This is a genomic window from Negativicutes bacterium, assembly GCA_021372785.1.
In the GTDB taxonomy this organism is placed as follows: domain Bacteria; phylum Bacillota; class JAAYKD01; order JAAYKD01; family JAAYKD01; genus JAJFTT01.
On the sequence record JAJFTT010000048.1, the window covers coordinates 41,314 to 66,131 of the forward strand.

Genomic DNA, 24,818 nt, shown 5'->3' on the forward strand with positions numbered 1-24,818 from the left:
CCTCACTTTTGTTTAAAGAATTTTTTTCAGTAATTTTTCCAGGTCAGCCGGTTTTAAAACTTTTCCCATGGCAACTACTTTTTCATTGATCACGACAGCCGGCATCGACATCACACCGTAAGTCATAATCGTCTGTAAATCGGTAATGTATTCCACTTTTGTCTCAAGCCCCATCGCTTTGAGGGCTTCCTCTGCGTTTTTTAATTGCTCATGACATTTGGCACAACCGGTACCCAGAATCTTAATGCTGAGGCTGCCCGGCTGGCTTTGACCGCCACCGTTAGAGACTTTTGCTGCCGCGGGCCGGCTGTCCGCGCCGCTGCCGCTTGCCGTCACCTGCGGCTGTGCGGCACAATTACAAGCGGGTGCTTTGATTTCGTTTTTCTTGATGTGAAACAATGACATGATTCTTCCTCCTCTGATTTGATGTTTTCTTTGATGATCGCACCGGCAGCCTTGTTTAGATCAGGAATGGCTGCAGTGCATTGAACAGGTATCCGACTGTGATAATACCCAGTGTACAGTATCCGACAAATAAGGTCAAGAGCTTTGGTTTTATTGCCTTGCGCAGCATAACGATCGATGGCAGGGAGAGGGTGGTGACAGCCATCATGAAGGCAAGGATGGCGCCCAGCTGTGCTCCTTTGGCCAGCAGTGCTTCCGCAACAGGAAGCGTTCCAAAAATGTCGGCATACATGGGAACGCCAACCAGCGTAGCCAGGATCACGGAAAAAGGATTATTGCTGCCAAGCACATTGCTCACCCAGGCATCGGGAATCCAGTTGTGGATGAGAGCACCGATGCCGACTCCGATCAGAACATAAAGAAACACTTTTTGCACGGTTGCGATGACTTGATCCCGGGAGAACTGCAGACGGTCCCGGACGCTCAGTACTTCGGCTTCCAGGTCGACCGATCCGGCAGTGCGGATGAACGACTCCACCTGTTCTTCCATCTGCATTTTTTCGATCAGACTGCCGCCCAGAATGGCGATCAGTAAGCCCATGCTCACATAGGCAAGCGCGACTTTAATACCAAAAATACTCATCAACAGAACGAGCGAGCCAAGATCAACCATCGGGGAGGAAATTAAAAAGGAGAAGGTAACACCCAGCGGTAAACCGGCGCTGCTGAAACCGATGAACAACGGGATCGAGGAGCAGGAGCAGAAGGGAGTGACAGTCCCGAGCAGAGCGGCAAGGATGTTAGCGCCAAGGCCATGGAAGCGGCTGAGGATTTTTTTACTGCGCTCCGGTGGAAAATAGCTTTGAATATAAGAAATCAAAAAAATCAGGATACTGAGCAGCAGCATGATTTTGACGGAATCATAGAGAAAAAATTGTACGCTTTTGCCGATTTTACTGTTCAGATCGAAACCAAAGCTTGTCAGCATCCGACCGACCAGAAGATTCAGCCATTGCATGCCCAGAACTTGATTCTGAAAAAACCCCCAGCCGGTTTGCACTGCCGTCATAACGTTTACCCCCGCTCAATTAATAAATTCAAATATTTCTATATGATGGTTTGAAAAGAAAGTCATCTTGCGATGACTCGCGGACAACTGTTCCGTTACGCCGGATCAAATAGACAAGTATCTATCTGCCATTATAGTCAAAGATAGAGACTTGTCAATGGGTTAGCGGCAAATCACAGAAAAAAGCAGAATCAGCCGGCATCCGCCTTTCAGCGAATTCTGCCTTCCAGACGGCTATTCAGAAAATTATGATTGGGATAATCAGGAAGAAACATTTTCACGGTAGCTTTGACGATATCCTTACGCACACTATCCATAAACGGATTAAAAACCACTTTCATCTCGTGCAGCACCTGAGGCGGCAGTGTGCAGAAGATATAATCAAAATTGGGGTAGTTGTATTTTCTACTGATTCCGGATTTACTCTTGCTGATCGAAACCGAGGGCTTGCCTTTGCCGACATCAATGTAGCAGCGCAGTCTCGTTTCCTGCTCATATTCCCAGATCTTCGTTTTAGCGAAACCGATGCAGGTCGAATAAACTGCGTCGCCGCTGTCCTCGCCGTCTTTGCGCGCATTGAATTCAAACTTGGATAAATCATCGTCGTATAAGACATCCAGCAATTTGACATCCCGAACTTCCCAACCTTTTTCGATTGCCAAATAGTTATTTTTATCTTCCAGGAAGTCCAGGTGATCAAACCGCAGGGACAACCCCATTTTATCATTCGCGTAAATTTTCCACATGGGAATTGTTTCTGTACTGTGGTGTGTAAAACAAAGTGTGAATACTTTATTTTTATACAGGGGCAGTGCTCGTTCTTCTTCGATGGGATCATTGAATTTTTTTAACTGGGATAATCGGATCGATCGATCAGAGACAATATGAGCGAGTGTTTCCAAGTTGGTAAAATGATAATAGCTGTCATGCGCTTTTGCTTTTTCATTTTGTTGGGTGTAAAACTCTTTTTCATTCAAACTCAAGTCTGATCCCTCGCTTTGCGTTGGCTGCTTTTGTTTTGGCTGCTCATCAGGTGCAATCGCATTATACACCATACCGCTGTAAAAAGCTAGAGAAAAGGCCGGCAAAGCAGGTTCTGTGGCGTAAAAAGGCGGAGAGATCACATTTTTTTTGCAAATTGCTTGCCGTCTTCTATGCTAAGCCATAACAAGGACGCGCGGATTTTCCGGGAATCTGCTTTGCCAATCCGCTTGGTAGTACCGTTGAGAACAAGGTCTGATTTGAATTTTTCCTGAAACAGAGTTCTTTTTTTCAGCTGCGAAAGGGAAACCTCTCTGCTTTGCAGAATAAAAATTAATATTGCTTGATCAAATCACGGTTTCGACAGTAAAAACGGCAGATATGCTGGTTTCTGTTTGCCTGATCGAACCGGTCTGGAGGGACTTTATGGAGAGAATTCTGGCGATTTTCGCTGATTTTAGTTTACTCGACGCAGTTGATGTGCTGATCGTCTCCATCGCCATATCCAGTTTGATTATGATGATTCGCAATACGCGAGCCATTCAACTGGTCAAAGGATTGCTCTATGTCTTGCTGGCTTTTGCCGTCAGCTCGTTTCTGGAATTGAAAGCGATCGGCTGGCTGATGGATAAGATTTTGACCTTAGGCATTGTCGCTATTCCTATTGTTTTTCAATCCGAGCTGCGTAAGGTTTTGGAGGAATTGGGCCGCGGTACTTTTTTTCATAAACAAACGGCGGATCAAATACAAATCAACCAGATGTTTACTGAAATTATCAAAGCGGTGGATACGATGTCAGCCGCCAAAACCGGCGCTTTGATTGTTTTAGAACGGAAAACCGGCTTAAGGGAATATATGGAAACCGGAGTCGAGCTGGACAGTCTGGTTACCAGTCAGCTGCTGCTGAATATCTTTTATAAGAATACACCGCTGCATGACGGGGCTGTGATGATTCGGAATAACCGCATTGTTGCCGCTGCCTGCTATCTGCCGCTGTCCGCCAATCCGGAAATTGCGCAGGAATTGGGCACGCGACATCGGGCGGGGATTGGCATCACCGAACAATCCGATTGTCTGACCATTATTGTATCCGAAGAAACGGGTGCCGTGTCTTTAGCCAAAGCAGGCAAATTAATTCGTTATCTGGATGGCAAAATGTTGGGCGAATTGCTGCAGCAGACTTATTTCGAAGCAGAGAATACCCTGCAGGCTGCCTTGCCGGCCTGGCTGCGCTGGGGAGGGAAAAAAGATGAATAAGATTTTTTCTTCCAATGTGGCCGTGCGTATTTTATCGGTTTTAATTGCGCTGACGATTTGGGTCGTAGCCAGCGAACAGTCAAATAAGCAAGTGGCAAGCAACGAAATGAGTAAGAACTTTTATCGTATTCCCATTGAGGTGCTGAATGTCCCCGCGAATTATGCCATTTCTTATGATTATACCGCCGTGGAAAGCATTGTACTGAAGGGTTCTTCTTCTTTGCTGACCGATATGCTCGGTCAGGAGATTACAGCCAGTATTGACCTGAAAGGTTTGAGCGAGGGAGAATATGATCTGGAGATTAATCTGCGTTATCCTGCCGGATTAAGCATCGAAGCAGTCCAACCGCACAAAGTACATGTCAGCTTGGTCAGCAGCATGAGCCGGGTGATGGATGTAGAAGTAATCATCACGGAACAGCCGGCCGATGCCGCTGTTGACCCTGTGGTGACGATTCAACCGGAAACTGTCTTGGTCGTCGGTTCCCGTTCCACCCTGGAGCAGGTAGCGCAGGCGGTTGTGCTGGTCGACTTAAGTGAACGCAGAGGGAATTTTGAACAGAGTATGGAGGTGAAGATCCTGGACAGCGCCGGCAACAGCGTGGAAGGTGTCAGCTTGCAGCCCAGTTTGGTCGCCGTAACGATTCAACTTCTGCCCGCCAAGGATATCGGTTTGGTTTTACCGGATTCATTGGCGATTCCGGAGGGATGGGTGCTGCAGAATTATACCTTTTCTCCGACAACGGTCCGGATCAATGGCGACCTTGAACAACTGGCTTTGATTGAGACATTGCCGGTGAAAATGAGTGTTCCGGATCTCACAGCCGAGGATAAAGCCAGCGAAGAGATCGTGAAATCATTGCGTACCACCATCCAATTACCGGAGGGGATTACTTTGGCGCAGGAGATGCCCAATACCGTCAGGGTAACACTGACGCTGAAACGGGTGAGCGGCGGTACAACTGGGATCTCTGCGGGGGGAACCGGCAATTGAGCGAAGCGGCAAACCCGCTCGCTTCTGATGCTATAAATTCGGGAGATGAGCGAAGCAAAAACATCGCAAGTAACTTCTGGGGGGCAGTGAGATGGCAAGATTATTTGGTACGGACGGAGTCCGCGGTATTGCAAACACGATATTAACACCGGAATTGGCATTTCAATTGGGGCGGGCGGCTGCGGCAGTGTTAACGCCGCAACAGGAAAAGCCGACGATTTTGGTAGGTAAAGACCCAAGATCTTCCGGAGAGATGTTGGAAGCAGCCTTAGCGGCGGGCATGATGTCGAACGGTGCGCAGGTGATTTCTCTTGGCATCGTCACCACGCCGGCGGTAGCCTATCTGACCAAGCAAATGGCGGTGCAGGCGGGGGCGATGATCTCCGCTTCGCATAACCAGGTGGAGGATAACGGTATTAAGTTTTTCTCGCATGACGGCTATAAATTACCGGATCGCACAGAAGATGCCATCGAAGCATACCTGTGCCGGGATCAGGACGTTAGTCTGAGGCCGACCGGCGCCGCAGTGGGCAGTTGGCAGCGAAACGATACGGCGATTCAACTTTATCTGCATCATCTGCGGCAAAGCATTGCCGGAATCAGACTGGATGGTTTGCATATCGTGCTTGATTGCGCGAATGGCGCCTCCGCTCCTCTGGCAGCTGATTTGTTCCGCAGTGTCGGTGCTAAGATAACGACGCTGCATGCCAAGCCAAACGGAGCGAACATTAATCTGGACTGCGGTTCCACGCACCCTGCCAGTTTACAAAAGGCAGTCAAGCAAATGGGAGCGGATTTCGGATTTGCTTTTGACGGGGATGCCGACCGTTGTTTGGCTGTGGATGCTGACGGTAATTTGGTCGATGGCGATCAAATTATGGCCATGCTGGCGCTGCATTTAAAACAAAAGGGCAGCCTGAAGAAAAACACATTGGTTATTACGGTAATGAGCAACCTCGGCTTAAAGAAAGCTATGGCAGAACATCAGATTGAGCTGCAGATTACAGCGGTGGGAGACCGATATGTTTTGGAAACAATGCTGGCTAAGGGATACAACCTGGGCGGAGAACAGTCCGGTCATATCATTTTAACTGATTTTTCCACAACCGGTGACGGTATGCTGACCGGATTACAAATTGCAGCCATGCTGAAAGAAAGCAAGGCGACAATGCGGGAGAAGGCTGAGGTGCTGCATAAATTCCCGCAAGTCCTGCTGAATTGTAAGGTGGAAGATAAACAGGCTGCCATGCGGAATACCGTCTTCTCTCAAGCGGTGGCAGAAGAGACAGCGGCCTTGGGCGAGCGGGGGCGCATTTTAGTACGGTCTTCCGGTACCGAGCAGCTGATTCGAATTATGGTTGAAGCGTAACAGGAAGAAGAAGCGGCAGCAATTGCCAGGCGCCTGAGCCTGTATTTAAGGAATGATGCACGGATAGTAGAATAGGAGGGATAGCGTATGTGTGGGATTATGGGTTATGTTGGACCAAAGGACGCACTGCCGATCATTCTCGACGGGTTACGTTGTTTGGAATATCGGGGGTATGATTCCGCCGGGGTAGCGATCATCGACGCAGGGAAATTGAACCAGCTGAAAAGCGCAGGGCGGTTATCGGAACTGGAAGCCATTTTGAAAGAAAAACCACTGACGGGGCATATCGGCATCGGTCATACCCGCTGGGCAACGCATGGCGAACCCAACAATGAAAATGCTCATCCTCATTTGGGCAGCCGCGGTCGGATCACGCTCATCCATAATGGTGTGATTGAAAATTACAAAGAATTACGCCAGGAACTCATAACCAAAGGAATTGCTTTGCTTTCCCAAACCGATTCGGAAGTAGTGGTTAATTTATTGGAAGAAACCGAATTGCCGCTGATGCAGGCGTTGGATGTGGTATTACCCCGTTTGCGCGGCGCTTATGCTTTGGTTATGCTGGATCTTTGGCAACCGGATCGTATTGTTGTGGCGCGCAAAGACAACCCGGTGGTCATCGGTTTGGGCAAAGGTGAAAATTATGTTGCTTCCGATATTCCGGCGCTGCTGCCCTATACGCGCGAAATGATTTTTCTGAATGACGGCGAACGCGCCGTGATAACCAAAGAAAAGGTGATCTTTTACCAGCAGGACGGCGGCGAAATTGAAAAGCAGCCGCAGGAAATTACCTGGACGGCGGAAGCGGCCGATAAAGTCGGTTTTGAACACTATATGCTGAAAGAGATACATGAACAGCCCAAAGTACTGCGCGAAACAATGAGAGAACGCATGCCGAATGCCGACGGCAGAAAGTTCTTCGCTGAAATGGATGCTTTTCCCTGGGACTGGCAGCAGGTGAACCACATTCATATCGTGGCATGCGGTACAGCGTATTACGCCGGTATGGCAGGTAAATATATGATTGAGCGCGTTGCCCGTATTCCGGTGGAAGTGGATATGGCGTCGGAATTTCGTTATCGGGAGCCCATCCTGAAGACTAGCGATGTGGTGATTATTATCAGTCAATCCGGTGAGACGGCGGATACCCTGGGCGCGTTGCGTGAAGCGCAGCGTAGAGGCGCTAAAGTCCTGGCCGTGACCAATGTCATGGGCAGCACGGTTTCCCGTGAAGCCGATTTTGTTGTCTATACCCAAGCCGGTCCGGAAATTGCCGTGGCGTCCACCAAAGCCTATATTTCCCAGTTGCTGATTATGTTAATGCTGGCCTTCAAATTAGGCAATCTGCGCGGTCAGGTAACGGATACGGAATTAGCGCTGTGGATGGAAAAACTGCGCGTCCTGCCTTATTGGGTGGAGAAAGTATTGCTGCAGGAAAAAATAATTGCCGATTGGGCCAGGCAAATCGCAGGATATCAGAACTTCTTCTTTATCGGACGCGACCTGGATTACGCTTTGGCCCTGGAAGGCGCCTTGAAATTAAAGGAAATTTCCTATATTCATGCGGAAGCCTATGCGGCCGGTGAATTGAAGCATGGTCCGCTGGCCTTGATTTCCGGCGGCACTCCGGTGGTCGCCCTGACGACCCAGAGCCGTTTGGTGGAAAAAGCGCTGAGCAATATTGAAGTGGTCAAAGCCCGCGGTGCATTGGTTTATCATATTACCAATGCGGAAATCATCAGCCGCAGCGAAGACAACGAACATATCCTCGCTTTGCCTGAATTGGATGATCTTTTAATGCCGATTCTGGCGATTGTGCCGCTGCAGCTGCTAGCCTATCACGCGGCGGTGACCAAGGGCAACAATGTGGATAAACCGCGGAATTTAGCCAAGAGCGTTACCGTGGAATAAATGTTCGGTCTGTTTTTTTTCGCAGCACGGACGAGCGGAATGCAGGGATCTGTTTTCTCAAAAAGGGAGGAGTAAAACCTTGGGAAAAGAGGTCCCTTTTTTTACTTTGCATCAGAAACAACCGCCGGCCGGAAGTACAAAAAAACAGGCAGCGCTGAGCGCCGTGAGCAGGAAAAGCTTGGTCAAAGCAAGAAAATTATACGTATTCGCAGCTTGAAATTTCGTCCGGAAGCAACAGTAAGGGGTTATTATGGAACAATACCAAAGTAATGTGAGGCATAATATCATCGGAGGTTTGCTGGGAACTTTTGTTCTGGGATCCGCCAGCTACGCAGCGACTTTTCTCAAAGCGCTGGGCGGAACGGATCTCCATTTTGCCATGCTGAATGCCTTGCCGGCGATGATTGCCGTGATAGCGCTGATTCCCGGAGCGATGTTGATTGACAGCGCCAAAAACAAATTGAAGACTGTTTTGATTGTCTGTTTGGTCTCGCGCCTGTTTTTTTTATTGTATGCGGTTGTGCCGCTTTTACCGCCTGTTCTGCGACCGCTGGCTTTGGTTTTTTTAATCGGGCTGCGCAATGCACCGGAATCGATTTGGCTGATCGGCTATCAGTCGCTGATCGGCGATGTCTTTCCTATGGATCAGCTGAATGAGATCATCGGCCAACGCAATAAATATAACAGCTTGTTGACCATCGGAGCAACTTTTTTATTGGGAATCTTTCTTTCTTTGAATGAACGGTTTGCCATCCGTAATTTAACACTGTTTGAAATCCTCTTCGTTTTTACTTTCCTGGTCGGTTTGACGGAGATTCATCAATACAGGCAATTTGCTTTTCTGCAAAAGCCGCCTGCCAGGGGAGATCATCTTGGCAAGAAGTTGCTTGGTATCATCAAGACCTTGCCGAAACAGCCGCAATATGTTCGTTATTGTTCGACGGTGATCGTCTTTTATCTGGGGTGGCAAATGGCCTGGCCGCTTTACAGTATTTATCAGCTGAATGTGCTGCAGGCCAATGCAGCCTGGATTGGCTATTTTACAATTGTCTCAACCATCACGCAGGTGATCACCATTGAACTGTGGATCAGATTGAGCAGAAAAATCGGCAGTCAGTTCGTCCTTGGTATTTGTATGTTCCTGATGGCAATTTCCCCTTGTGTCTATGCCCTCAGCGCTACGCTTCCAATGCTTCTACTGGCGCAGATCGTGGTGGGCAGCGGTACAGGCGGTGTGATTTTTCTGGTATTCAATGAATTGCTCTATGTTTGTCCGCAAGAAAATCGGACGTTATATATTTCTCTTTTCACCTGCCTGACCCAAATCACCGGCTCGGTGATGCCCTTTGTTGGTATCTACATCAAGCAGCTCTGGTCGATTTACGCAGCGCTCTATCTCAGTGCTGCGATACGGTTGATCGGCGCCGTGATTTTCCTTTGGGCCAGTAATCGAAATCAAAGAAAAACCAGAAAAATTCAGCAAGTATAACAAAAAAAGCCTGACGGATTGATTCCGGCAGACTTTTTTTTTCGGGTTTTTCAGACAATTTCTTCTGCGGCATGTTTTTTCTCATAACGCTGCAAGACTTTAAAGCTGGAAGCACCGCCGATACGCAGCAGAGCACAGATCAGGAAAGCAATTTGAAAGCCGAAAAGGTCTCTTAAGCCAACGCCGACAATGGGAGCAAATACAGCCATGATGTTGATAACCGTTTGATGATAAGCAAGAAAACTGGTGCGGTTTTTTTCCGGCGCCGCCTCAAGAGTCGCATTGAACAGAGACAGATTGACACCCGAAAAGACCATGCCGGTAATCAGATTGATGCAGGCAACAAAATACAGGCTTTTCGAAAAAGCGTAGGCCAAAGGGACGACGAAAATCCAAATGCCGGAAGAGAAGAGCGTGGCCAGATTGCCATTCTTTTGGCTGTATCTTGTCCAGAAGCCGTAGCCGAGCAAGGAACCTCCGGTATTGATTAAGCTTAATAAACTGACCCAGGTGTTATTGGCGCCCAAGATCCGCACCTGATAGAGCGAGAACAAAGACCAGGGGATCATCATGGCAAAATTGAAGCAAAGAGAAGCGGCACAGAAACGCAAAAAACGCTTCTCCTGCCAAATCTCCCGCAGGATTTTTTTCAGGCTTTGCACAGGACTTGTTTTGGCCGGAACAGTCTGCGCTCGTTGTTCAATCGCCTCATCACCCGGCAGGTCCGGTTCATCCATGCGCGAGAAGACCCAGATTTCAACCATAGCGAGTAAAAAAGAAGTGAAGAAAGCCAGCTGATAGCCAATAGGATAGGAAGCAATATCAAGGAAGCGGCCGGCCAAGAGGGTAAAACATGTGCCGACCAAATTCTGCATTTTATTCCTGGTGGCAATCGATTGCGGACGTAAAGCCGGCGGTATGACCCGCGCGATATAAGACTGCCAGGATATCGTGCTGATCGAGCCCGGCAGATTCATGAGAGCGATGGTCGCTACCAGCAAAGAGGCGCGCAGGTTGGGGCGAAAGAAGGGAATGCAGGCCAAAAACAGATAAAAGCAGCGATGAAAAAGCATGGTAAGCAGCGTGACTTTGTGCTTTTTGGCGTGTTTGTCGATATATCGTGCGCCGGGGATCATCGATAAAACACTGACCAGAGCCGGAGCGGAAGCCAGCAGGGCGACTTGATAATCGGTAGCACCGTTTTTTATGGCAAAAATGTTTAAAAACGGATTGACCAGATTGATCGCCATGATGGACAGGATTCCCTGCGCAACATTGATTTGCTGATTGCGTTGGAATTGTGCGTCCGGTCCATCGGTATTTTTGTTGCGTAAAAGTTGCCAAAAGGTCAGGGGCTTGGGAAAATTCAAACTAAGACCACCTTATGATCGATTTAGCCGCACGGGTTTTCAAATCAGAACAGGAGATGATTTGAAGCATCCTCTGCACCCGGCGTATCGTTTTTCAGCAAGTAGGATCATTTTCACCCGGACATCCTGAGCCTGGATTGACCCGAATCAAGGTCCTGCTTGCGGCTTGCCGTTTAAAAACGGCACCCGGTTCGTTTCACGCCGGGTGCCTTTCATGCTGCGTCACGCGCAACGGGTCGTTCTATTTTCAACCGCAGTCATCATCATCAGCAAGGCCTTTGTCCAGCAGTTCTTCTACTTTTTCGGCTGTGAAACGCACATATTCGGCGCATTGCTTTTTAGCATTGCTTTCCGGTTTGAGTTTCCTACAGCTTTCCGATCCGAATTTGTCTGTGAAGGCTTCATACAAGGCTTTGCTGTATTCTTTCATTTCGTCCTTGCGTGCTTCATTTAAGTTGCGGCCAAACCAGCGGCCCAGCGTCAGCATGCCGCCTGTCAAGGCGCCGCAGACAGATCCTACGCTCATCCCGCCGGAAAAGGCGCCGGCCATGTGATTTCCTGCGTCGATTTGTTCTGCGGTCAAATCATCGGCTTCTGCTAAAGCGATATAAACGGATTCTGAACAGCTGAACCCTTTTTCCAGATAAAGTTCAACCGCTCGATCGCCTGTTTTGGACATGGAAACCATCCTTTCTATCCCCCGAATCATAAGCATTGCTTATGTCATTTGAACGGAATTATAACATGAATTGTTGAGAAATGCAATTCAGATTCCGATAGAGTTCTGGTATAAAAAGGAGAAAGAAGGATTCAAGAGGCTAAGTCCAGAAAGAAATAGATTCAATCGGAAACTAAGAATAAGCCGAACAAGCCCCGGAAGCTAAGAACAAACCGCGCTTAGAAAAGAGGTGTGAAACGATGGGCACAAAAAACAAGGCGATCATTTATGATTTACGCTTCATTCAACAAGTGGAGGATTTGCTGAACGAAGCGTTGGCGCGGCAGGATTTGCAGCAAATCAAGACACAGCCCGCCCATCAGCTGATGGCAATGATGGAAGCGCGGCCGGCGGACTTTTTAGCCGCTCTGATCCTGCAGTTTCGTAAACCATATGAGCAAAAACGTCTGAATTTCTTGGTCTGGCTGCTGACGGAAGGTGAACTGCCGGGTGTGGAGGAAGCTTTATACCGGGTGATAGGCAATCCGAAAATTCCGGATATGCAGCGCATGGCGGCAGCGACAATTCTGACGGAATTGGGTGAAAACGTTGATAAGGAAGAGTTGTTGCTGTCATTAGAGGACTCAATGTCGATTTTAAGATACTATTACGATGAGTATTTACGGGCGATTTCCGATGAGGAAGAAAATCTGGATAAACTGGCAGAAGAATTCCGCGATTTGGACGAGGAATTGCAGATCGATTGTCTGACAGCCGTTTCGCAGCAAAAGACAAAACGCGCCGCCCTGTTTCTTTGGCTGCTCAGTTTACAGCGGCAAGAGTGGTATCAGGAAAAAGCCTACGATTTGCACCGTAAACTCGTTCTGCTGGGTGTGCCGTTTCTGGATCCGGTACAGCGAATGAAGGACAGCGCCCCGGTTTGCCTGAAAATCAGTCACAGCAGAGACGATTGTCTGGTTCTGATGCTGCTGGCCTGGCAATCGGATGGCTATGTGGAGTACGTTTATTTTTATCTCAACGCGTATATGCAGGAAGGACACGGCATCCAGTTTAATAGCGAGCGAGTACCAATCAAGCAGTTTTATGCTTATTTTGAACATAGCAGATTTAACGCAGGCATCAAAATGCAGGATGCGGATCTGATGACCTGCCGCTATTTACTGGCGGATGCGGTGGCAATCGCCGAAACCTGCCAGCGCAGTGTGGAGATCCCAACGAAATACCATTGGCTGATTGAGGAATTGGCGGGAAAAACAGATGCCGACTATCAGATGCTCAATCGTTCCCTCTACCGCTGTAAATTGGGGCCGAAGAATTTGCTGACGATTTTTTGCAGAGCTTGGGGCAGCCAGGACTGGGGATTGATTTGGGATTTATATGAGCCGAACAGAGCGCCGCTTACCCGAATGGAATATGTAAAGGCCATGTCGGCGCGTGCCGGCAAAGAACAATTGCTCTTCAGTTCTGCCGGTTTCCGGATGGGGGAAGGTAAAAGCAAAAGAACGGCAGTGGTCCGCCTGGAATATCAATTAAGCCACGGTCATTATGAAACCGTCTGGCATCTTTTGATCAGCAAGTTGGAAGCGGATTGGTATATCAGCGAAATTCGTGATCAGCAGGAAAAACCATGGCTGTTTCCTTTCCCGGAGAATTCGAGGCAGGATATTCTGCGTTTCCCTTTGAAACGTTGACAATTCAAAAAATGTAATGCTGTCGAATCGTTGAGAATTCTGATAGGATGATAGGATTATTACCGCCGGGGCAGAAATGATAGGTAGAGGCTTTGCTGATCAATTGTGAGGAGGAACGATTATGGACGCAGGAAGAATCATAAAACTATTCGCCGGCACGGCAAGCCGTCGTTTGGGAGAACGAATCGTCGATCATTTAAAAACAGAATTACCGGAAACAGCAGGTCACAAGCATTTGGAGAAATATCGCCTCGGTGATATTACGGTGAAAAAGTTTTCCAATGATAATACTTTTGTAAAATTGGAAGAAACGGTACGGGAAGCCGACACCTTTATCATCCAATCTTCCGGAGTGCCGGTGAATGACCGATTGATGGAATTATTGCTGACAATTGATGCCATGCGCCGCAGTTCAGCCGGACGTATCACTGCGATTCTGCCATATTTTCCCTACTCACGCTCTGATAAGATTGATCAGCCCCGTATTCCGCTGACTGCCAGACTGGTGGCAGATTTGATTGAAGCGGCTGGTGCGGATCACATTGTTGTCATGGATCTGCATGCCGATCAAATTCAGGGTTATTTCAATATTCCGGTCGATCACCTGAAGGCGACCAGCATTCTGGCTTCTTATGTCAGAGAAAATATCCTCAAAGGCTTGAGCAAGAAAGAATTGGCCGATTGGACCGTGATCTCGCCGGATGCCGGCTCTGCCAAGCGTGCTCAGAGTTTTGCCTCCAAATTAAACCTGCCCCTGGCGGTTGTGCTCAAAGAACGTCAGGGCAATGAAGATGTTTCTGAAATTATACATGTGATCGGTGATATCGCCGGCAAAAATGCGATTATCTTTGACGATGAAATTGATACGGCCGGTTCCATGATGAATGCGATTAATGCCCTATGTGAAAATTTTGGCGTGAAACACGTGATCGCTGTCGCAACGCACGGGATTTTCTCCGGCGCCGCCCTGCGCCGGATTGAAGAAAATAAGTATTTACAGGAAGTTGTGGTCACCGACACCCTGGAGGTCCCGGAAAAAGGCGAGACTGTGACCAAGTGCTATTTGTCCGGGGGGAAGATGGTGGAAGATCGGATTACCGTGACGAAAATTCGGGTTTGCTCCGTCTCGGAATTGTTTGCCGCCACGATCCGCTCCATTCATTTGGGGGAGAGCGTGACCCATCTGTATCAGCGTTGGGAAATTAATGATCCTGCCGATAATAACAAAACCATCTAGTCTCCGCTGCCACGTGCTGTCGGTTGGATCGGCTGCGGCCAGAGCGCAACAAGCCGGTCGCAGCGTATGATCGGCTTTTCTATTGACTATAACGGGCTCGAAGAAATCAGGAAATCATACCCTTCTCAAAGAAGAAGAGTGGATAAAAAAAGAAAGCCGGCTGGACGTCTGTCTTTAAAAAGTGAAGGAGGAGACAACCATGAAGAGGATGATTGACTTAAACAGCGATATGGGCGAATCTTTTGGCGCTTATCGCTATGGCGCTGATCAGGACATTGTGGAATTTATTTCTTCTGCCAATATCGCCTGCGGCTGGCATGCCGGAGATGCGCTCGTCATGGACCAAAGCGCCAAGTTATGCCGTACGCATCAGGTTGCGCTGGGAGCACATCCCGGTTTTCCCGATCTGCTCGGCTTCGGCCGACGCAATTTGACTTGCTCTGCGGCTGAAATCCGTGCTTATCTGATTTATCAGATCGGCGCGCTGCAGGCGTTTGCTCACAGTCAGGGGATTGAGTTGTCGCACGTCAAACCCCATGGCAATTTGTATAATATGGCCGGTCAGGACCTGAAGATGGCGCTGGCCATCGCAGAAGGGGTTAAAGCGGTGAATCCAAAGCTGATTCTGGTCGGACTGGCCGGTTCTCAGCTTTGCCGGGCAGGCTATCAAACAGGATTGCAGGTGGCCGAAGAGGTCTTTGCCGACCGGGGGTATCGCGCGGATGGCAGCCTTGTGCCCCGCGGCGAACCGGGTGCTATGATCGAAACTCTGGAGGAAGCGGTCAGTCGGATTGTTCACCTGGTGGAAACCGGTGAAATGATTGCCAATGACGGCAGTATCCTCAAGATTGAGGCGCATACAGTCTGTCTGCATGGTGACACACCCGGAGCGGCGGCGTATGCCAAAGCTATCCGTCAAATGCTGACCGAAAAAGGAATTACGATCGCTCCCATGGCAGAGGTGATTCGGCAATGAGCAATCCCCGTTTCTTAAGACAGGGTGAAAGCGGTATGGTGGTGGAGTTTGGCGATCGCATCGATCCCGCTTTGGTAGCGCAGGTGCGCAGTCTGGAAAACGCCTTGCAGCGGGAAAACATTGCAGCCGTTCGGGAAACGATTCCCACCTATCGCTCCCTCTTGATCGTTTACGATCCTTTGCAGCTGCACTTTGACGATTTAAAGCGGGAAGTGGAGCGTTTGCTGCAGCAGGTCTCGCCGGAGACTGCGGCAGCGGAGGTCGTGGAAATCCCTGTTTGTTACGGCGGTCACTTCGGACCCGATCTGCACGATGTTGCAGAACATGCCGGCGTAACGGAAGAAAAGGTCATCGAACTGCACAGCTCGGTCGATTACTTGATTTATATGCTGGGATTCACGCCGGGTTTTCCTTATCTGGGCGGTTTGCCGCAAGAAATTGCCTGCCCGCGCTTGCCTTCCCCCCGGACGGCGGTGCCGGCCGGTTCCGTAGGTATCGCCGAAACGCAGACAGGCGTCTATCCCCTGGAAACACCCGGTGGCTGGCGGCTGATTGGACGAACACCGCTGCGACTCTTTGATCCCCGGCTGGAACAGCCTGTTTTGCTCAAAGCCGGTGACTATCTGCATTTTGCGCCGATCAGTTTAGCCGAGTATGAGAGAATCCAGCAGCAGGTTTCGCTGAATTCTTATCAGGTAAACCGCCGCCGGAAAGAGGGAGGCGAAGACCGATGAGTCTACAATTACTGGTGGGACAACCCGGTTTGCTGACGACCGTGCAGGATCTGGGGCGCTATGGCTATGGTTCCATTGGTCTGCCTGCCGCCGGAGTGATGGATGATTATGCTGCTTCCGTGGCAAATTTCATGCTGGGCAACGAGGCCGGGGTGGCTGTACTGGAAATCACATTGCTGGGACCGACGCTGACCGCAATCGGCAGCGGCCTGGCCGCTTTGATGGGCGGCGATCTGGGAGCGAAACTGAATGGCATCGCCTTACCTGTTTGCGGCAGCTTTTGGCTAAACGAGGGTGATGTTTTGAGTTTCCGCGGCGGCGCGGGAAGCCGTACTTATCTGGCTTTGGCAGGCGGAATTGATACAGCGCCCGTTCTGCACAGCCGCAGTACTTTTCTGCGCGGTAAACTGGGTGGTTTTCAGGGCAGAGCCCTGCTGCGCGGTGACCTGATTGCGGCTGGGGCAGCAGCAGGGCTGCCAGCCTGGTACGGCCGGCTGCCGGAACGGTTTTGGCCGCAGAATCAAGGAGAACGTCAGCTGATTCGGGCTTTACCGGGGCCGCAAGCGGATTTTTTTGACACCGCTGAAAAATTGAGTTTCTTCAGGCAAACCTGGCAGGTGAGCAAAGATTCCGACCGCATGGGTTACCGCCTGGAAGGAGAAGCGTTGCATCATTTGGACAAAAAAGAGATCGTTTCTGATGGCGTTATGAAAGGCGCGATTCAAGTGCCGGGACATGGCCAACCCATTGTCTTGCTGGCGGATGCCCAGACGACGGGTGGTTATCCCAAAATCGCCACGGTAATCGGACCTGATCTGGGTAAATTCGCCTATTTGTCCGCGGGTCATCGGCTGCGCTTTCAGGAAGTCAGTTATGAAGCGGCGCTGCAGGCCCGGCGCGACCGGAATGCGCAGTATGCAGCCATCAAAACATGGTTGGCAGCGCAAACGATGCCCGGCAGCCACCTCTACAAAATTTCGGTCAAAGGGGAAGTCTTTACCGTGCGGGTGGATGAGAAATTAGAGTAGTTTGCTCTGCCTTTGCCCCAATTTGAACCGCAGCAGCAGTAAATCAAACGGCAGAACCAAACAGCGGGAACTTTTATGCCAAACCAACGGCATGGTTTGACTGTCTGATTGCTGTGCCATGGATCAACTCCTCTTGCCCGCGGATGTTGTGCCGTCCGACTGGATATTAATTGGACTATACCCGCTAAAGCTGAAATTTGCCATGGCAGCCAAAAGGCGGAAAATGACCGCAGCGGAATCACTTCGCAGGCAAGCCGCACAAGCGCCGCTGCTTTTAGGTTGATTTTCGGAAGAAACCTCTCTGAAAAAGCGAAAAAAGACTTCCCAATTCGAAAAGAATATGCTATACTAAAGCACGTTATCGTTGGAAAACAACGAAATCAACGTGAGAAGAGGTGCTAGATATGCCAAAAACAAAAAGAGGTAAAAACATTAAAGCCACAGCCGGTTGGAGAGGTACCTGTCCAGTTTGCAAAAGAACCGGTGTGAAATTATTATGGAATAAGAATGATGCCAATGGCAATGCAATCAATGTATGCAAACGCTGTGGTAAATAAGCGGCAAGATGAAAAACCTGGGGATCAAAAAAAAGATTCGCAGGCTTTTTTTTGCCTTTGTCCGTTTAACGCCTGGACTAAGGCGTTGACCGCTGTTTTGGCACCGTTGATGGATTGGAGCGTCTGCAGTGCCGTGACGGTCCCGTTTCTGATCAGATGATCGGCGTCCTGTTGCGAGCGGGGTGACAGAATATCCCAAACCGTTTGGTTCGCTTGCGTTTCAGAGTATCCTGACGCTTCTTGGTCCGAGCCAACTGAAATGTTAAAAAACTATGGCAAAAAAGCCGGCCGGGTTATTGCATTAAATGAGGGATTGTGTTATTCTATGACTATGTGATGTGCGTAAAAAACGCGCCACGAAATAATATTTAGGAGGAAAGAACTGAAAATGAAGAGAAAAAGTATTACGATGTTACTTATTCTGGCCACTGTTTTAGCTATGTTTGCAGGCTGCACACCGAAAAAAGAAACTTTTGAAATTGCTTTGGTCACCGATATCGGTACGATTGATGACAAATCCTTTAACCAGGGCGCCTGGGAAGGCGTCGTTCAATATGCAACCGAAAATAAGAAAACGTATAAGTATTATCAGCCGAAAAGCGACGCGAAAGACGATTTACTCGCTTCCATCGGCCTTGCCGTTGACGGCGGAGCGAAAATTGTGGTTTGCCCCGGTTTCAATTTTGAAGTAGCTATTTATGAAGCCCAGACCAAGTATCCCAAAGTAAACTTTGTTCTTCTGGATGGTGAACCTCATACAGCTGATTATAAAACCTTTAAGACAGAAGCCAATGTCAAATGCATTAAGTACGCGGAACAGGAAGCCGGATTTCTCGCCGGATATGCCGTTGTCAAAGATGGCATGACCAAATTAGGCTTTATGGGCGGTGTGTCCGTACCCGCCGTGATCCGTTTTGGTTACGGTTTCATTCAGGGCGCTGATTATGCCGCCAAAGAAATGAAACTTGCCCCCGGCGCGGTTGAAGTGAATTACAATTACACCGGTAAATTCGAAGCGACGCCTGAAGCACAGACCATGGCTGCCGGTTGGTTTACGAACGGCACGCAGGTTATCTTTGGCTGCGGCGGCGCTCTGGGTGATTCTGTGATGGCTGCTGCCGCGACGGCGAAAGGCAAAGTAATCGGTGTTGACGTGGATCAATCCAGCGAATCGCCAACCGTGATTACTTCCGCCATGAAAAATCTGACCAAATCCGTTTATGACTCTCTGAAAGAATATTATGCCGGGAAATTTGCCGGCGGTGCCACTTTAATTGTTGATGTGAAGTCTCAAGGTGTCGGACTGCCGATGGCAACTTCCAAATTCACCACCTTTACACAAGCGGATTACGATGCGATTTATGCCAAATTGGTTGCCGGCGAGATTAAAATTCTCACCGATACCGATCAGGATGCCGTCGAAAAACTTGCTACTGCCAATGTCGTTGTCAATGTGATCAAATAAATCGGAGCCTGAACGCCCGGAGCAAGGTTCAAACAGGGGGATGTTGATCAGACATCTCCCTGTCCTTATCCTGACAGCATGCATGGGCAGGCAGTAAAGCAAGAGGGGATAAGTCATGGAAAATGTCATTGAGATGCTCAATATCACAAAAAAGTTCCCCGGAATAATCGCCAATGACAATGTGACCTTTCTGGTCAGAAAAGGTGAAATCCACGCGCTGCTTGGTGAGAACGGTGCAGGGAAGTCCACTCTGATGAGTGTGCTTTTCGGCTTATATCAACCCGAGAAGGGTAGCATCCGCATCAACGGACAGGAAGCGAAAATTCGCAATCCCAATGATGCGAACCGTTATCACATCGGTATGGTGCATCAGCATTTTAAGCTGGTGCAGAATTTTACTGTACTGGAGAATATTATCCTGGGTGTGGAATCGACTCGCCGGGGATTTTTAGAAATGAATGAAGCCAGGGACAAAGTGATCAAACTCAGTGAAAAATATAAGTTGAAGATTGATCCGGATGCCCTTGTATCCGATATTACCGTTGGCATGCAGCAGAGAGTGGAAATTCTCAAGATGCTCTACAGAGAAAACGAAATTTTGATTTTCGATGAACCGACGGCTGTCCTAACCCCACAGGAAATCATTGAATTAATCAAGATTATGAAGGATCTCGTGCATGAAGGGAAATCGATTGTCTTTATTACACATAAACTCAATGAGATCAAAGAAGCGGCCGACCGCTGTAGTGTGCTGCGCAAAGGCAAGTACATCGGCACGGTCGATGTGCGGACTACCAGCAAAGAACAAATGTCCGAAATGATGGTGGGGCGCCAGGTCAATTTTGCAGTCGATAAAAAAGCGGCTATCAGGGGCGAGCAAATCCTGAAAGTGGAGCATTTATCCGTGAAAACCGGCCATCACGGTCAGTCTGATGTGGATGATATTTCTTTTGCTGCCAATCGGGGTGAAATTGTCTGTATCGCCGGGATAGACGGCAACGGACAGAGTGAACTGGTTTACGCTTTAACCGGTTTGCTGCCGGCCGTCAGCGGCAGGATCGAATTTATGGGTCGGGATATCACACACCTTTCCATCCGGGACCGCACGCGGTTAGGCATGGCTCACATCCCGGAAGACAGACATAAATATGGATTGGTACTGGATTATTCTCTGGAGGAAAATTTAGTACTGCAAAGGTATTTTGAACGGCCGTTTTCCGTGCATGGCTTTCTGCAATTTGATGCCATCGAGCAATTTGCCCAGCAATTGATCGAACGATTTGATATTCGCAGCGGTCAGGGAAGCAAGACATCCGCCAGAAGTATGTCGGGTGGGAATCAGCAAAAAGCAATATTGGCCCGGGAAATCGAACGCGATCCGGAACTCCTGATCGCCGTGCAGCCGACACGCGGCTTGGATGTGGGAGCGATTGAGTATATTCACGGCCAGATCATTGCCCAGCGTGACCAGGGCAAAGCCATTTTATTGATTTCCCTGGAATTGGATGAAGTGATGGATGTCAGTGATCGGATTCTGGTCATGCACAACGGGCGGATTGTAGCGGATATGCTGCCGGAAGAGGTAACGATGCAGGAACTTGGACTTTACATGTCCGGCGCGAAGGTGGGGGCGGGTTATGAAAGGTAGAAGTGTCGGCCAATTTACGCGGGCGGGCCTGCCCTCTGTCCTGGCGGTACTCGCAGGTTTTTTACTTGGTTTTATTATCATGCTGATTGTCAACCCGCAGCAGGCACTGCAGGGAATCGGCATTATTCTGATGGGCGGTTTTCAAAAAGGAGCGGCGGGGATCGGTCAGATGCTTTATTATGCCACCCCCATCATCATGACCGGACTGGCGGTTGGTTTTGCTTTTAAAACCGGTTTGTTCAATATCGGCGCCTCCGGACAATTTATGTTGGGCTCCTTTGCCGCTGTCTATGTGGGTGTGACGATGACCTGGCTGCCCGGCAGCATTCATTGGTTGGCAGCTCTCCTGGCAGCTATGCTGGCCGGAGCGCTGTGGGGGATGCTGCCGGGTCTGCTGAAGGCGGTCAGCAATGTCAGCGAAGTGATTACTTCGATCATGATGAATTATATCGGTATGAGTTTGGTCAATCTGCTGATCAAGGCTACCGTGTATAATAAATTGAAAAATGAAACAATGCCGGTGGCGGCAACCGCCAACATTCCGAAATGGGGCCTGGATCGGCTTTTTCCGTATAGCAGTATGAATGGCGGAATTTTGCTTGCCATACTCAGTGTGATTGTGATTTATATTGTTTTGCAGAAAACAACGTTTGGTTATGAACTGAAAGCCTGCGGTTTCAATAAAGACGCCAGTCTGTATGCCGGGATCAATGCCAAGCGCAATATCGTTTTTTCGATGATGATTTCCGGCGCTTTGGCCGGGATTGGCGGTGGGCTACTATATTTGTCCGGTTCCGGCAAATACATCAAAGTCATCGACATCATTGCCACCGAAGGATTTGACGGCATGTCGGTCGCTTTGTTAGGCTTATCGAATCCCGTCGGAATCCTGATTGCCGGTCTGTTCATTGCCTATATTCAGGTGGGCGGGTTCAATTTGCAGCTATTGAATTATGATCAGGAAATCATCAACATTATCACGGCCGCAATCATCTATTTCAGCGGGTTTGTGCTTGTTTTCCAAAACAATCTGGAATATGTGCAAAATTGGTGGAAGGGCAGAAACTCTAAAAACAAAGGCGGCTTCGCGAACAACGCGGCAGAAGAGCCGGTGCCGAAAGTGCCGGAAAATGAGTCTCCCGCGGAAGGGGGCGGTCTGCGATGAGAGGGATCGACCTGCTTTATTTTATTGTTCAGCAAACCATGTTCTTCTCGATGCCGCTGCTTTTGGTTGCTTTGGGCGGCCTTTTTTCCGAACGCAGCGGTGTTGTCAACATTGCTTTGGAAGGGATCATGGTTGTCGGAGCCTTGGCCAGCGTGCTTTTTATCTATTTGATGCAGACTTATGCGCTGCTTTCCGGCAATTTTTTGTTGATTTGCGCAGTTTTTATTGCTATCATAGCCGGGATGCTGTATTCCCTGCTGCATGCATACGCCGCCATCAATATGAAGGCAAATCAGGTCATCAGCGGTACTGCTCTGAATTTGGCTTCCTCCCCACTGGCGATTTTAGTCGGCAGAATTGCGACCGGCAGCATCAGCGGCCGCAGTGTACAGCAGATTCCGTTTGAAAATCAGTTTCATATCGCCAAACTGCCGCTCTTGGGTGATTTGCCGCTGCTCGGACCGCTCTTTTTCCAAAACACCTACCTGACCACTTATCTTTCGGTGGCGATTTTGATTGTGTCCTGGGTGGTGCTCTATCGTACAAAATTCGGCTTGCGTCTGAGGGCATGCGGCGAACATCCGCAGGCGGCTGATTCGGTTGGGATTAATGTCTATCGAATGCGTTATGCCGGCGTAGTCATCTCAGGCGCGTTAGCGGGATTGGGCGGTTTGGTTTTTGTCATTCCGACTTCGACCAATTTCAATGCCTCCGTGGCCGGTTACGGTTTTCTGGCGCTGGCTGTGCTGATCTTCGGCCAATGGAAACCTTGGCGTGTGTTTGCCGCTTCGCTTTTCTTTGGCGCGATGAAAACCATTTCGGCATCCTATTCTTCCATCGGACTGCTGCAGGGTTTCGGCATTTCCAGTGAAATTTATAAGATGATTCCCTATTTTGCCACCCTGATCGTCTTGGTCTTCTCCTCCAAAAATTCGCAGGCGCCGAAAGCCTCCGGTGAACCCTATGACCAGGGCGCCCGCTGATGCTGTTCGGGCGGGAGGCAAAAGGCATGACCGTATCGCTTTCTTCAGAGCAAGAAGAGACGATACGGTTTCTCTGCTTTCAATTTCCTTTTTTATGTGAGGAGCGCGCGATTCTCTTTTCGTGTTGGACTGCTCTGGCGGCAAAGCGCGGCAGGGCAGGAAACCCGTTTGGTGAAGGAGAAAGAAAAATATCTGCGGCAACGAAAGGAGCGGCTTGATCGCTCGAAAGACAGGAGAAATGAGGATGGCACTCAAAAAAGAAATCTACTGGCGTTCCAGTCTCTGGCATCATTTTATAACAAGTTTTGGCGATTGGGCAGGTCTGCTTTTCATCCGGGCCGCTCTGCTGCCGGCGATTTTCATTACGGCGGAATTGCTGCTGCTGCAATACTATCACTTTCTGGCCGGCTTATTGCCATTTCCCGAATTCTACCTGGGCTTGGCCGGCGCTGTTTGTTTTTTGGCGGCACTGGTCAGCGCCCGTTTGAGAATACCGGCGCTGACCGTCTTTTTACGCAATTGCGGCGGCGGACTGATCTGCCTGGCCGTTTTATGGCTGAGCGTTTTTCGCTTTGGTTTGGCGGCATTTTGGCTTCTGCCGGTGGATTTTATTTTTGGCGGCGGCGGCTCTTGGTCCGGCTCTGTTTATAATCTGCCCTGTCAGACGATTGCCCGCTGGCTCATCGGTGTGAAAAGTTTGCCGGTCGGCGGCGGCAGCGGAACATTGCCGGACTATTTCAGTTTTTTTGTGCTGAAACCGATCCAACAAGATGCGATTTATTGGGCGATTCCTGCCGCGGTACTGGGAGCTGTTCTTGTCATACTACTTCTCTATTTTTCGATTGTGGGTTGTTTTTTTCTGCCGCTGCTGCCTGCCATTGTTACCTATGCCTTTTTAAGAAAAGGTTGGAATCTGCTCATTTGAGCAGCCCACCGCGCCCTACCGGCGATGGGCTGTTCCCGTGAACAAAGTATGAATTCAACTCTTTTTAGTTGGGATCGCAAATTTCCTTATTTTTACTGAGAAGGAATCGAGTCGGACAGTGCGGAATATGATTAGATTGTAAGGAGGCGTATGATATGTCAATGAAACTAACCCGTGAACAGATCAATAAGATTATCGACGAATGTCAAAAACAAATCGCCAAGAATCCGAATAATAAAGAAGCGCACCATGATTTGGCTGTAGCCCGCATGGAAATCGGTCAATTTGACCTGGCTTTGCCTGGCTTTTTAAGGGCGATTGAACTGGATCCCCGCTTTGTCAGCGCTACCTATTTGGCAGGTGTCTGTTATGCGGAATTGAACCGCCCCGATGAAGCGGTGGAGATGTGGAAAAAAACCCTGGCCTTAAATAAACGGCATGATAACGCGCTCTACTTCATCGGTAAAATTTATGGAATGAAGGGCATGTGGGATATGGCCATTCATCAGTTCAATCAGGCCATCAAGGTGAATGATGAAATCCCGCAGTATTACCAGGCCCTGGCTGAAATGTATTTAGCCAAGGGAGAACTTCAGACCGCAGTGGAAAATTGGCAGAAAATTCTCACGCTCGATGAAAAAAATCTGCAGGCGCACGTTAATTTATGCGCCTGTTATCTGGATATGCATGATTTAGAAAAATCGGTCCTGCACGGCGGCATCGCCGTCAGCCTGGGTGCCGTCAGTCCTACGCTTTATTATGATTTGGCAATGGCTTATCTTTTTGCCGGGATGTATGAAGACAGCATCAAATATTTCCTGCTGGCGAAAGAAGGCGATGAAAAAGATATTCCAACCCGGCTTTCTTTGGGAGAAGCGTATA

At 49.1% G+C, this 24,818-nt stretch carries 22 protein-coding genes; 17 read left to right on the forward strand and 5 right to left on the reverse strand.

The genetic code is table 11. The features are described from left to right. Window positions 1-12: 12 nt before the first annotated feature. From LLG09_06535 to LLG09_06545, 3 genes are all read right to left on the reverse strand, one after another. On the reverse strand, window positions 13-405 hold the full coding sequence (locus LLG09_06535; protein ID MCE5196767.1) for a thioredoxin family protein: 393 nt from the start codon (window positions 403-405) through the stop codon (window positions 13-15). 55 nt (window positions 406-460) lie between these two features. Further along, window positions 461-1,474 carry a permease gene (locus LLG09_06540; protein ID MCE5196768.1) on the reverse strand — a complete coding sequence of 338 codons (1,014 nt, stop codon included), beginning with the start codon at window positions 1,472-1,474 and terminating at the stop codon, window positions 461-463. 209 nt (window positions 1,475-1,683) lie between these two features. Next, window positions 1,684-2,457 (reverse strand): DUF2971 domain-containing protein, encoded by a 774-nt coding sequence (locus LLG09_06545; protein MCE5196769.1) that lies wholly within the window; start codon window positions 2,455-2,457, stop codon window positions 1,684-1,686. A 424-nt stretch (window positions 2,458-2,881) separates the two neighbouring features. Between LLG09_06545 and cdaA the strand changes: the two genes are divergently transcribed. From cdaA to LLG09_06570, 5 genes are all read left to right on the forward strand, one after another. Then, on the forward strand, window positions 2,882-3,712 hold the full coding sequence (cdaA, locus tag LLG09_06550; protein ID MCE5196770.1) for a diadenylate cyclase CdaA: 831 nt from the start codon (window positions 2,882-2,884) through the stop codon (window positions 3,710-3,712). Further along, entirely contained in the window at window positions 3,705-4,706 is a 1,002-nt protein-coding gene (locus LLG09_06555) for a hypothetical protein (protein MCE5196771.1), read from the forward strand. Before cdaA ends, LLG09_06555 begins: the two co-directional genes overlap by 8 nt. Window positions 4,707-4,797: 91 nt before the next feature. Continuing rightward, complete coding sequence (glmM, locus tag LLG09_06560) at window positions 4,798-6,075, forward strand: phosphoglucosamine mutase (protein ID MCE5196772.1); 1,278 nt, start codon at window positions 4,798-4,800, stop codon at window positions 6,073-6,075. Window positions 6,076-6,162: 87 nt separating this feature from the next. Continuing rightward, window positions 6,163-7,989 carry a glutamine--fructose-6-phosphate transaminase (isomerizing) gene (gene glmS / locus LLG09_06565; protein ID MCE5196773.1) on the forward strand — a complete coding sequence of 609 codons (1,827 nt, stop codon included), beginning with the start codon at window positions 6,163-6,165 and terminating at the stop codon, window positions 7,987-7,989. Between the two features lie 250 nt (window positions 7,990-8,239). Beyond that, window positions 8,240-9,478, forward strand: a complete 1,239-nt coding sequence (locus LLG09_06570) for an MFS transporter (protein MCE5196774.1) — start codon at window positions 8,240-8,242, stop codon at window positions 9,476-9,478. Between the two features lie 50 nt (window positions 9,479-9,528). Here the strand turns inward: LLG09_06570 and LLG09_06575 are convergent, their stop codons facing one another. Then, the gene (locus LLG09_06575) at window positions 9,529-10,848 is read right to left on the reverse strand and encodes an MFS transporter (protein MCE5196775.1); all 1,320 of its coding nucleotides are present in this window, start codon (window positions 10,846-10,848) and stop codon (window positions 9,529-9,531) included. Window positions 10,849-11,095: 247 nt separating this feature from the next. Further along, window positions 11,096-11,527: a C-GCAxxG-C-C family protein gene (locus tag LLG09_06580; GenBank protein MCE5196776.1), complete on the reverse strand. Its 432-nt coding sequence runs from the start codon at window positions 11,525-11,527 to the stop codon at window positions 11,096-11,098. Between the two features lie 239 nt (window positions 11,528-11,766). On the opposite strand from LLG09_06580, the gene LLG09_06585 reads away from it, so the two are divergent. The 12 genes from LLG09_06585 to LLG09_06640 form a co-directional block, all read left to right on the forward strand. Next, complete coding sequence (locus LLG09_06585; GenBank protein ID MCE5196777.1) at window positions 11,767-13,218, forward strand: hypothetical protein; 1,452 nt, start codon at window positions 11,767-11,769, stop codon at window positions 13,216-13,218. Window positions 13,219-13,339: 121 nt separating this feature from the next. Beyond that, the gene (locus LLG09_06590) at window positions 13,340-14,455 is read left to right on the forward strand and encodes a ribose-phosphate diphosphokinase (protein MCE5196778.1); all 1,116 of its coding nucleotides are present in this window, start codon (window positions 13,340-13,342) and stop codon (window positions 14,453-14,455) included. Between the two features lie 199 nt (window positions 14,456-14,654). Beyond that, entirely contained in the window at window positions 14,655-15,431 is a 777-nt protein-coding gene (locus LLG09_06595) for a 5-oxoprolinase subunit PxpA (GenBank protein ID MCE5196779.1), read from the forward strand. After that, on the forward strand, window positions 15,428-16,165 hold the full coding sequence (gene pxpB / locus LLG09_06600; GenBank protein ID MCE5196780.1) for a 5-oxoprolinase subunit PxpB: 738 nt from the start codon (window positions 15,428-15,430) through the stop codon (window positions 16,163-16,165). Before LLG09_06595 ends, pxpB begins: the two co-directional genes overlap by 4 nt. After that, window positions 16,162-17,193 (forward strand): biotin-dependent carboxyltransferase family protein, encoded by a 1,032-nt coding sequence (locus LLG09_06605; GenBank protein ID MCE5196781.1) that lies wholly within the window; start codon window positions 16,162-16,164, stop codon window positions 17,191-17,193. The genes pxpB and LLG09_06605 overlap by 4 nt, the downstream gene beginning before the upstream one ends. A gap of 404 nt (window positions 17,194-17,597) precedes the next feature. After that, the gene (locus LLG09_06610; protein ID MCE5196782.1) at window positions 17,598-17,750 is read left to right on the forward strand and encodes a hypothetical protein; all 153 of its coding nucleotides are present in this window, start codon (window positions 17,598-17,600) and stop codon (window positions 17,748-17,750) included. A gap of 439 nt (window positions 17,751-18,189) precedes the next feature. Continuing rightward, entirely contained in the window at window positions 18,190-19,215 is a 1,026-nt protein-coding gene (locus LLG09_06615; GenBank protein MCE5196783.1) for a BMP family ABC transporter substrate-binding protein, read from the forward strand. A gap of 115 nt (window positions 19,216-19,330) precedes the next feature. Next, complete coding sequence (locus tag LLG09_06620; GenBank protein MCE5196784.1) at window positions 19,331-20,863, forward strand: ABC transporter ATP-binding protein; 1,533 nt, start codon at window positions 19,331-19,333, stop codon at window positions 20,861-20,863. Further along, window positions 20,853-22,028, forward strand: coding sequence for an ABC transporter permease (locus tag LLG09_06625; protein ID MCE5196785.1), 1,176 nt, complete (start codon window positions 20,853-20,855; stop codon window positions 22,026-22,028). Before LLG09_06620 ends, LLG09_06625 begins: the two co-directional genes overlap by 11 nt. A 5-nt stretch (window positions 22,029-22,033) precedes the next feature. Then, window positions 22,034-23,011: an ABC transporter permease gene (locus LLG09_06630; protein ID MCE5196786.1), complete on the forward strand. Its 978-nt coding sequence runs from the start codon at window positions 22,034-22,036 to the stop codon at window positions 23,009-23,011. Between the two features lie 244 nt (window positions 23,012-23,255). Continuing rightward, window positions 23,256-23,936, forward strand: a complete 681-nt coding sequence (locus tag LLG09_06635) for a hypothetical protein (GenBank protein MCE5196787.1) — start codon at window positions 23,256-23,258, stop codon at window positions 23,934-23,936. A gap of 155 nt (window positions 23,937-24,091) precedes the next feature. Next, on the forward strand, window positions 24,092-24,818 hold a 727-nt coding region (locus tag LLG09_06640), incomplete at its 3' end, for a tetratricopeptide repeat protein (GenBank protein MCE5196788.1).

What these genes read in the sequence shown, in the direction of transcription:
- LLG09_06535 (MCE5196767.1), bottom strand. Translation starts at nt 405, where the DNA reads ATGTCATTGTTTCACATCAAGAAAAACGAAATCAAAGCACCCGCTTGT.
- LLG09_06540 (MCE5196768.1), bottom strand. Translation starts at nt 1,474, where the DNA reads ATGACGGCAGTGCAAACCGGCTGGGGGTTTTTTCAGAATCAAGTTCTG.
- cdaA (MCE5196770.1), top strand. Translation starts at nt 2,882, where the DNA reads ATGGAGAGAATTCTGGCGATTTTCGCTGATTTTAGTTTACTCGACGCA.
- LLG09_06555 (MCE5196771.1), top strand. Translation starts at nt 3,705, where the DNA reads ATGAATAAGATTTTTTCTTCCAATGTGGCCGTGCGTATTTTATCGGTT.
- glmM (MCE5196772.1), top strand. Translation starts at nt 4,798, where the DNA reads ATGGCAAGATTATTTGGTACGGACGGAGTCCGCGGTATTGCAAACACG.
- glmS (MCE5196773.1), top strand. Translation starts at nt 6,163, where the DNA reads ATGTGTGGGATTATGGGTTATGTTGGACCAAAGGACGCACTGCCGATC.
- LLG09_06570 (MCE5196774.1), top strand. Translation starts at nt 8,240, where the DNA reads ATGGAACAATACCAAAGTAATGTGAGGCATAATATCATCGGAGGTTTG.
- LLG09_06580 (MCE5196776.1), bottom strand. Translation starts at nt 11,527, where the DNA reads ATGTCCAAAACAGGCGATCGAGCGGTTGAACTTTATCTGGAAAAAGGG.
- LLG09_06585 (MCE5196777.1), top strand. Translation starts at nt 11,767, where the DNA reads ATGGGCACAAAAAACAAGGCGATCATTTATGATTTACGCTTCATTCAA.
- LLG09_06590 (MCE5196778.1), top strand. Translation starts at nt 13,340, where the DNA reads ATGGACGCAGGAAGAATCATAAAACTATTCGCCGGCACGGCAAGCCGT.
- LLG09_06595 (MCE5196779.1), top strand. Translation starts at nt 14,655, where the DNA reads ATGAAGAGGATGATTGACTTAAACAGCGATATGGGCGAATCTTTTGGC.
- pxpB (MCE5196780.1), top strand. Translation starts at nt 15,428, where the DNA reads ATGAGCAATCCCCGTTTCTTAAGACAGGGTGAAAGCGGTATGGTGGTG.
- LLG09_06605 (MCE5196781.1), top strand. Translation starts at nt 16,162, where the DNA reads ATGAGTCTACAATTACTGGTGGGACAACCCGGTTTGCTGACGACCGTG.
- LLG09_06610 (MCE5196782.1), top strand. Translation starts at nt 17,598, where the DNA reads ATGCCAAAAACAAAAAGAGGTAAAAACATTAAAGCCACAGCCGGTTGG.
- LLG09_06615 (MCE5196783.1), top strand. Translation starts at nt 18,190, where the DNA reads ATGTTTGCAGGCTGCACACCGAAAAAAGAAACTTTTGAAATTGCTTTG.
- LLG09_06620 (MCE5196784.1), top strand. Translation starts at nt 19,331, where the DNA reads ATGGAAAATGTCATTGAGATGCTCAATATCACAAAAAAGTTCCCCGGA.
- LLG09_06625 (MCE5196785.1), top strand. Translation starts at nt 20,853, where the DNA reads ATGAAAGGTAGAAGTGTCGGCCAATTTACGCGGGCGGGCCTGCCCTCT.
- LLG09_06635 (MCE5196787.1), top strand. Translation starts at nt 23,256, where the DNA reads ATGGCACTCAAAAAAGAAATCTACTGGCGTTCCAGTCTCTGGCATCAT.